Source organism: Methylomagnum sp. (assembly GCF_054333355.1).
In genome coordinates this window covers 1-5,799 of record NZ_JBTEKS010000278.1, presented here as the reverse complement: position 1 = coordinate 5,799, position 5,799 = coordinate 1, and the positions used below count along the sequence as shown (strand labels likewise).

General features: G+C 63.5%; 5 protein-coding genes. 3 read left to right on the top strand and 2 right to left on the bottom strand.

Translation table 11 applies throughout. The annotated features are described in order from the left end of the window. Both ACXWUF_RS17075 and ACXWUF_RS17070 read right to left on the bottom strand, forming a co-directional pair. Positions 1-156: FAD-dependent oxidoreductase (locus ACXWUF_RS17075; RefSeq protein ID WP_458495823.1), on the bottom strand; the 156-nt coding region annotated here is incomplete at its 3' end. A gap of 27 nt (positions 157-183) precedes the next feature. Further along, positions 184-1,071: a hypothetical protein gene (locus ACXWUF_RS17070; protein WP_458495822.1), complete on the bottom strand. Its 888-nt coding sequence runs from the start codon at positions 1,069-1,071 to the stop codon at positions 184-186. A 386-nt stretch (positions 1,072-1,457) separates the two neighbouring features. On the opposite strand from ACXWUF_RS17070, the gene ACXWUF_RS17065 reads away from it, so the two are divergent. The 3 genes from ACXWUF_RS17065 to ACXWUF_RS17055 form a co-directional block, all read left to right on the top strand. After that, a complete protein-coding gene (locus ACXWUF_RS17065) occupies positions 1,458-1,739 on the top strand; it encodes a ribbon-helix-helix domain-containing protein (RefSeq protein WP_458495821.1) in 282 nt (93 codons plus the stop codon). A 40-nt stretch (positions 1,740-1,779) separates the two neighbouring features. Beyond that, positions 1,780-2,847, top strand: coding sequence for a replication protein (locus ACXWUF_RS17060; protein ID WP_458495820.1), 1,068 nt, complete (start codon positions 1,780-1,782; stop codon positions 2,845-2,847). A gap of 838 nt (positions 2,848-3,685) precedes the next feature. After that, positions 3,686-5,799: ATP-binding cassette domain-containing protein (locus tag ACXWUF_RS17055; RefSeq protein WP_458495819.1), on the top strand; the 2,114-nt coding region annotated here is incomplete at its 3' end.

Below are 5,799 nucleotides of genomic sequence, written 5' to 3'. Positions count from 1 at the left end.
GAAGCGGTAGTCGCGGTGGGTGGCGGTGCGGGACAAGCCACCCATCTCCTCCGAGGCTTCCAGGACCACGGCGGAAGCGCCTTGTCGGCCCAATTCATAGGCGGCGGTGAGCCCGGCGGGGCCGGCCCCCACGATGACGGTGTGAAGTTCACTCATGCAAATTGACGGAGCAGGTCGTTATTGCTAGGGGGCCAGAGGCTCGACGGGACCGGAGGCTCGCGCCTTGCCGAAGCGGTCGCGGATCAGCACGAAGGCGAAAGCCGCGCTGCCGTAGAGAAAATATAGCCAATGCCAGGGAAGCGCCCGTGCGGCGAACAGCCATCCCCGCCGGCGTTGAAAAAAGCGGTACAGCGGCGCGTTCAACCACAGCAATCCCGCGCCCGCCGCCACCGCCACGTAGGCCGCCTCGATCTGGACCAGGGCGGCGGCGCAGGCGCCCAGTCCCAGCCAGGCCAGCCCGGCGCTCAGGCGGCTGTCGGTGCCAAGGTTCAGGTCATTGCGCATCCGCCCTTCGCGGAGCAGCAGCCGCGTCCAGGGAATGGCCCGCTGGAAGATGTCGGTGCGAAGCATGGTGAGCGCGTCCCAGCGCTTGAGGTGCTTGACCTGGATGTCCTTGGCCAAGCGGATGGAATAACCGGCCCCACTCAGCCGGTAGCCCAGCTCGATGTCCTCCATGGCCGGGAGGTCGATGCCCTCGTCGAAGCCGCCCACGGCGAAGAACGGCCCGCACCGCGCCGCACGCCCCCCAGAAGGTGTGGGCCTCCGCCCGGCGGTTTGATGAACGTAGTGGTGGAGAAGGTTGCGGTACTGCGACAGGAAGGCCGGGTCGCCCGGCGCGTCGTCGTAGGAGCCAATCAGGGCGGCGAGGCCGGCGTCGGCCCGGAACGCCTCGCGGACCTGGCCGACGACCGGGGGAGCGGGCACCACGTCGGCGTCCAGGAACAACAGCAGGGCGCCTTGGCTGGCCCGCGCCCCGGCGCGCTCGGCGGCCCCGCCCGAGCCATCGTCCTCGCCGTCCACCACCACGATGATTTCATCGGGTGGAGGCGACAGGGTTTGTAGCCCCGCCAAACAGCGTCTAAATTCGCCCCCCCCGATGGACGGGGATAACTACGGATACGGAGAGCTGGAAGGGCGTTACCGCCGGAGAAAAAGACACGTTGTGCTTCAAAAATGGTTGGCCCGTTATTACGGATGGCAGAATACGAACCGCCATTCCTAAAAGCCAAGGAGGCCGGTTGCTTTCATCCGCCAGGGGCATTTGCGCCACATCAGAAGAGTCCACCGCGCCGTGGAGAATTAAGGCTCCCCGCCGCCGAGATCGAACGCCGAACCCGTCCGCCGCCCCATCGCAGCCTCGAACGGCGCGGAATCAACCGGGTCGGCAGCGGGCTTGCTTGCGTGGACCCGAGCATCCTTGCAATCATATAAACATGTATACATGAAGAGGTGAAAACATGCCTAGAAAGCCGAAGCCGTCCGCCAGCCAGAACGCGGCGCTTGGCGAGCCGCGGCCCAGCGCCGCGACAGCCCATGGCGTCCCCGCCCCGGAGCCTGCGGCGACCCACTTGCCGCCCAGCCGCCAGGGCAAGAAAGCCCTAACCGGCTTCTTCGATCCGGCCATTTCCCGCGAAATCAAGCAATTGGCCCTGAACGAGGACAAGACCGTGCAGTCCTTGCTCGCCGAGGCCATCAACGACTTGTTTGTGAAATATGGCCGCACCCCCACGGCCTCCTGAAAACATCCGCCCGCCCAGGGCGCACCATGAGAGCCTTCCCATGACCGAGCGCAAAAAAAAGAAAAGCGGCCTCGCGACGCTTCCGGGCGAAAGCGAATTCCGCAACAGCCAACTCGACCTGTTCCAGAGCTTCCTCTGCAACACCGCCGCCGAACGGGACCAGCTCTCCAACACCATCGACCTTTGGGACAGCATCCCACGCTATTCCGTCTCGCGGCAGGCGATGATGAAAATGCGCACCGCCGACGGCTTCCTCGACCTTTACGAGATTTCCTTCGCCTACAAGGGCGCCCACCTCAAGGCGATCATCCAACCCGCCCGCATCCGCGAGGAGGATGGCCGCGCCCTGGACTATTATCCGAGCGCCACCGAGGAGCTGGTCGAGGACGCCTTGCGGAAAATCGCCGCCGAGCAGGACCGCGGCTTCTTCGACAAGCTCAACTACCGCTGCGGCGTCGTGTTCTCGCTGTACATGCTGCGGGAAGAATTGAGGCGGCGGGGGCATAGCCGCTCCTACCAGGAAATCATGAAGAGCCTACAGATCCTCTCCGGCAGCCTGATCGAAATCCGCGCCGACGAGGGCAACGACACTCAAGCCTTTTCACGCACCAATTATCTGCCCGCGCTGGCCGCCGTGTCCCGCAAGAGGCTGCGCGACAACCCGGAGGCCAAGTGGGTGGCCCAGTTCCACCCGCTCATCACGCAAAGCGTGGACGCGCTGACCTACCGGCAGTTCAACTACCACCGGATGATGGCCCACAACACCCAGCTGGCCCGCTGGCTGCACAAGCAACTCGCCCTCAAATTCACGTTCGCCAGCGCCACCAGCACGTTCGACATACTCTACAGCACGATCAAGCGGGACAGCGCCCTGGTCAACTACAAGCGCGAGCGGGATGGCATCGACGCCGTCTCCAAGGCGCTCGAGGAGCTCCGCGCCCAAGGCGTCCTACAGCACATCAACCGCCAGGAGATCCTCGGCGTCCGGGGCAAGATAGAGGACGTGAAATACGCCCTGCATCCCACCCTGGAATTCATCCGCGAAGCGAAAGCGGCCAACAAGCGCCTGGCCACGGCTGTGGATAACTCGCCCAATAACTGTGGATAACTTGCCCACAGGCGAAAAATATCGGTAGGTATAGGTCGCGGGTCGGGCTGATTTTCGGTAGGTATAGGTCGCGGGTCTCGGTAGGTATAGGTCGCGGGTGGGTAATTGATAGGTAGGTATAGGTCGCGGGTCGGGGAATTTTCGGTAGGTATAGGTCGCGGGTGCCCAAAAAAAACCCGCCTTTCGGTAGGTATAGGTCGCGGGTGATATTTTTAACCAATTGATTTTAAAACAAAAAAACACACTTTTTTAGCTCTTATTCTTTTATTCTTCTATTTATCCTTCTTTCTATCCATGACCCGCCTGTGGATAAACCCCAAGGACGGGAAACCTTCCGAACAGTCATCCACACCTGAAAACAGCATCGGGACCCATCCCCCAGCAAGGCGCGACCTAAACCTACCGGGTCAGTGAAGCAAAACCAAAGACCGGCCCGGATGAAGACCCATCCATGGCGCTCTCGCCGGGCCGGTTAAATCGTCCACATGAGGAAGCCGTGAAGGCCATTGAACCCAAAGCATCGACCGGAAGCCACGATGGCGGCTAGAACAAACAGAAATATCTAAAAATCAGCCCCTAGCAAAGCCTCCACGGGCCTTAAAGCAATCACAAAGACCAGACCAGAGCAGACACGGCGCTCGAAGACTATGCGCGAGAAATCCACAAAGCTCGCTTGACGCATCCTCCTTAGCAGGTGTATCAATCGCCGACAGCAAACCAAAACCCATGCCGCTACGGATGGCCTCCCCCCAATTAGTCCAACGCCGATGGCGGATCAAAAGAACCCCGATTCACTCGGCCGCCATCCCCACAAATCCAACAAAAGACGGAAATAGATGTGCTAGAACGGCAAACCATAGAATTCCGCAGCTCCTACACCCGCAAGAAAATAACCCGGGACTTGGCGATGGGGGACATCCGCACCGTCGGCGTCAACAGCGACATCGCCCTGGACGGCCCGGATGTCCGCCGCAATCACGCCATGCTGAGCCTGAAGCCCGAGGGTTGGCAGGTGAGTCCGACCGGGGCGGGCGCGGTGTCCATCAATGGCGAGGAACTGACCGGGCCACGCCTCCTGTCCGACGGGGATTGGCTGTCGCTGGACAAGACCCTGTTCCAGGTCAGCCTGCCCAGCGGCACACACGCCACCCCAACCACGCGGCCCGTCCGCCACGCCAAGGCGCGGTCCGGCGTGTTGACCATTGGCCGCTGGCCGGGCTGCGATTTGGTGTTGCCCTCCCCCGTGGTGTCCCGCGAACACGCCCGCCTCTACTGCGAACCGGCGGGCGTGGACATTCAAGACCTCGGCAGCATCAACGGCACCTACATCAATGGCGAGCGCCTACAGGGCCGGACCCGCCTGACCCAAGGGGACCGGGTCGTCATCGGCGCGTTTTCGTTCTCGTTCACCGGGGAGGCCTTGGAACCCATCGACTCGTCCGGGCGGGTGCGGGTGGAGGTGCGGGGCTTGTTCAAGGACGTGGTGGACCACGCCACCAAGGCCGCCAAGCGCCTGCTGGACGACATCAACCTGGTCATCGAGCCGGGCGAATTCGTGGTCGTCTTCGGGACCAGCGGCTCCGGCAAATCCACCCTGCTGGACGCCCTCAATGGCCGCCGCCCCGCCACCGGGGGCCAAGTCCTCTACAACGGCCAGGACTTGTACGCCTCGTTCGACGCCTTCCGCGCCTCCATCGGCTACGTCCCGCAGCAGGATATCGTCCACCGCAAGATCACCACGGGCCGGGCGCTGGACTACACCGCCCGGCTGCGCTTGCCCAGGGACACCGACGCCAGCGAAATCCACGACCACACCCTGCGGGTGCTGGGAAAGGTCGGCCTGGAAGACAAGGCGGACAGCCCCATCGACACCCCGGCGCCCCTGAGCGGCGGGCAACTCAAGCGGGTCAGCCTGGCGGTGGGGCTGGTCTCCAACCCCAACATCCTGTTCCTCGACGAGGTGACCAGCGGCCTGGACGCGGGCACCGACAAGCGCATGATGCGCCTGTTCGCCGACCTGGCCGCCGACGGCAAGACCGTGGTTTGCATCACCCACACCCTGGAGAACATCGACGCGTGCAAGCTGGTGGTCCTGCTGCACAAGGGCAGGCTGGTCTATTTCGGCCCGCCGGGGGAGGCCTGCGCCTATTTTGGCGTCGAACGGCTGAGCGGGGTCTACGACCTGCTGGAAGACGGTCCCACCACGCCACGGGCCTGGGCGGACAAATTCCGCGCCTCGCCCTTGTACTCCCGTTTCATCACGGATCGCATGGCGCCCGCCGGGCAATCCCAGGAACCGGCGCGAGCCGTCCGGGCGCCTGGCGCGGCCCGCTCCCGGTTCGACCTGCGGCAGACCTACACCCTCACCCGCCGCTATTTCGATCTGGTGCTGTCCGACCGCAGGAACCTGCTAATCATGCTATCGCAGGCGCCGCTCATCGCCGTGTTGATCGGGCTGGTGTTCAAGGTCGATGGCTCGCTGCTGGAAAAGGCCAGGGCGGAAAGCACCATTTCGTTCATTCTGGTGTTGTCGGCGATTTGGTTCGGCACCCTCAACTCGGCCCGCGAGGTGGTCAAGGAGCTTCCCGTCTACCTGCGGGAGCGCTCGGTGAATCTGGGGATCGGCCCGTACCTGACCAGCAAGCTGCTGCCGCTGGCGCTCCTGTGCCTGCTGCAATGCCTGATGCTGCTGGGCGTCGTGGCCGGCCTGCTGCCCCTCACCCTGGGCTTGCCGGGGAGCCTCGGCGCCCTGTTCCTCGCGGCCTTCTCGGCGACCTGCATGGGGCTCGCGGTCAGCGCCTTCGTCGACACCAACGACAAGGCCGTGGCGATGGCGCCCATCCTGCTCGTGCCGCAGGTGGTCCTGTCCAACGCGGTGGTGCAGTTGGGTGACACCGGTCAGTGGGTCGCCAAGGCCAGCATGATTTCGTTCTGGGCCTTGGACGCCATGAA

Excerpts from the sequence above, each read along its gene's own strand:
- ACXWUF_RS17060 (WP_458495820.1), top strand. The coding sequence starts at position 1,780 with ATGACCGAGCGCAAAAAAAAGAAAAGCGGCCTCGCGACGCTTCCGGGC.
- ACXWUF_RS17065 (WP_458495821.1), top strand. The coding sequence starts at position 1,458 with ATGCCTAGAAAGCCGAAGCCGTCCGCCAGCCAGAACGCGGCGCTTGGC.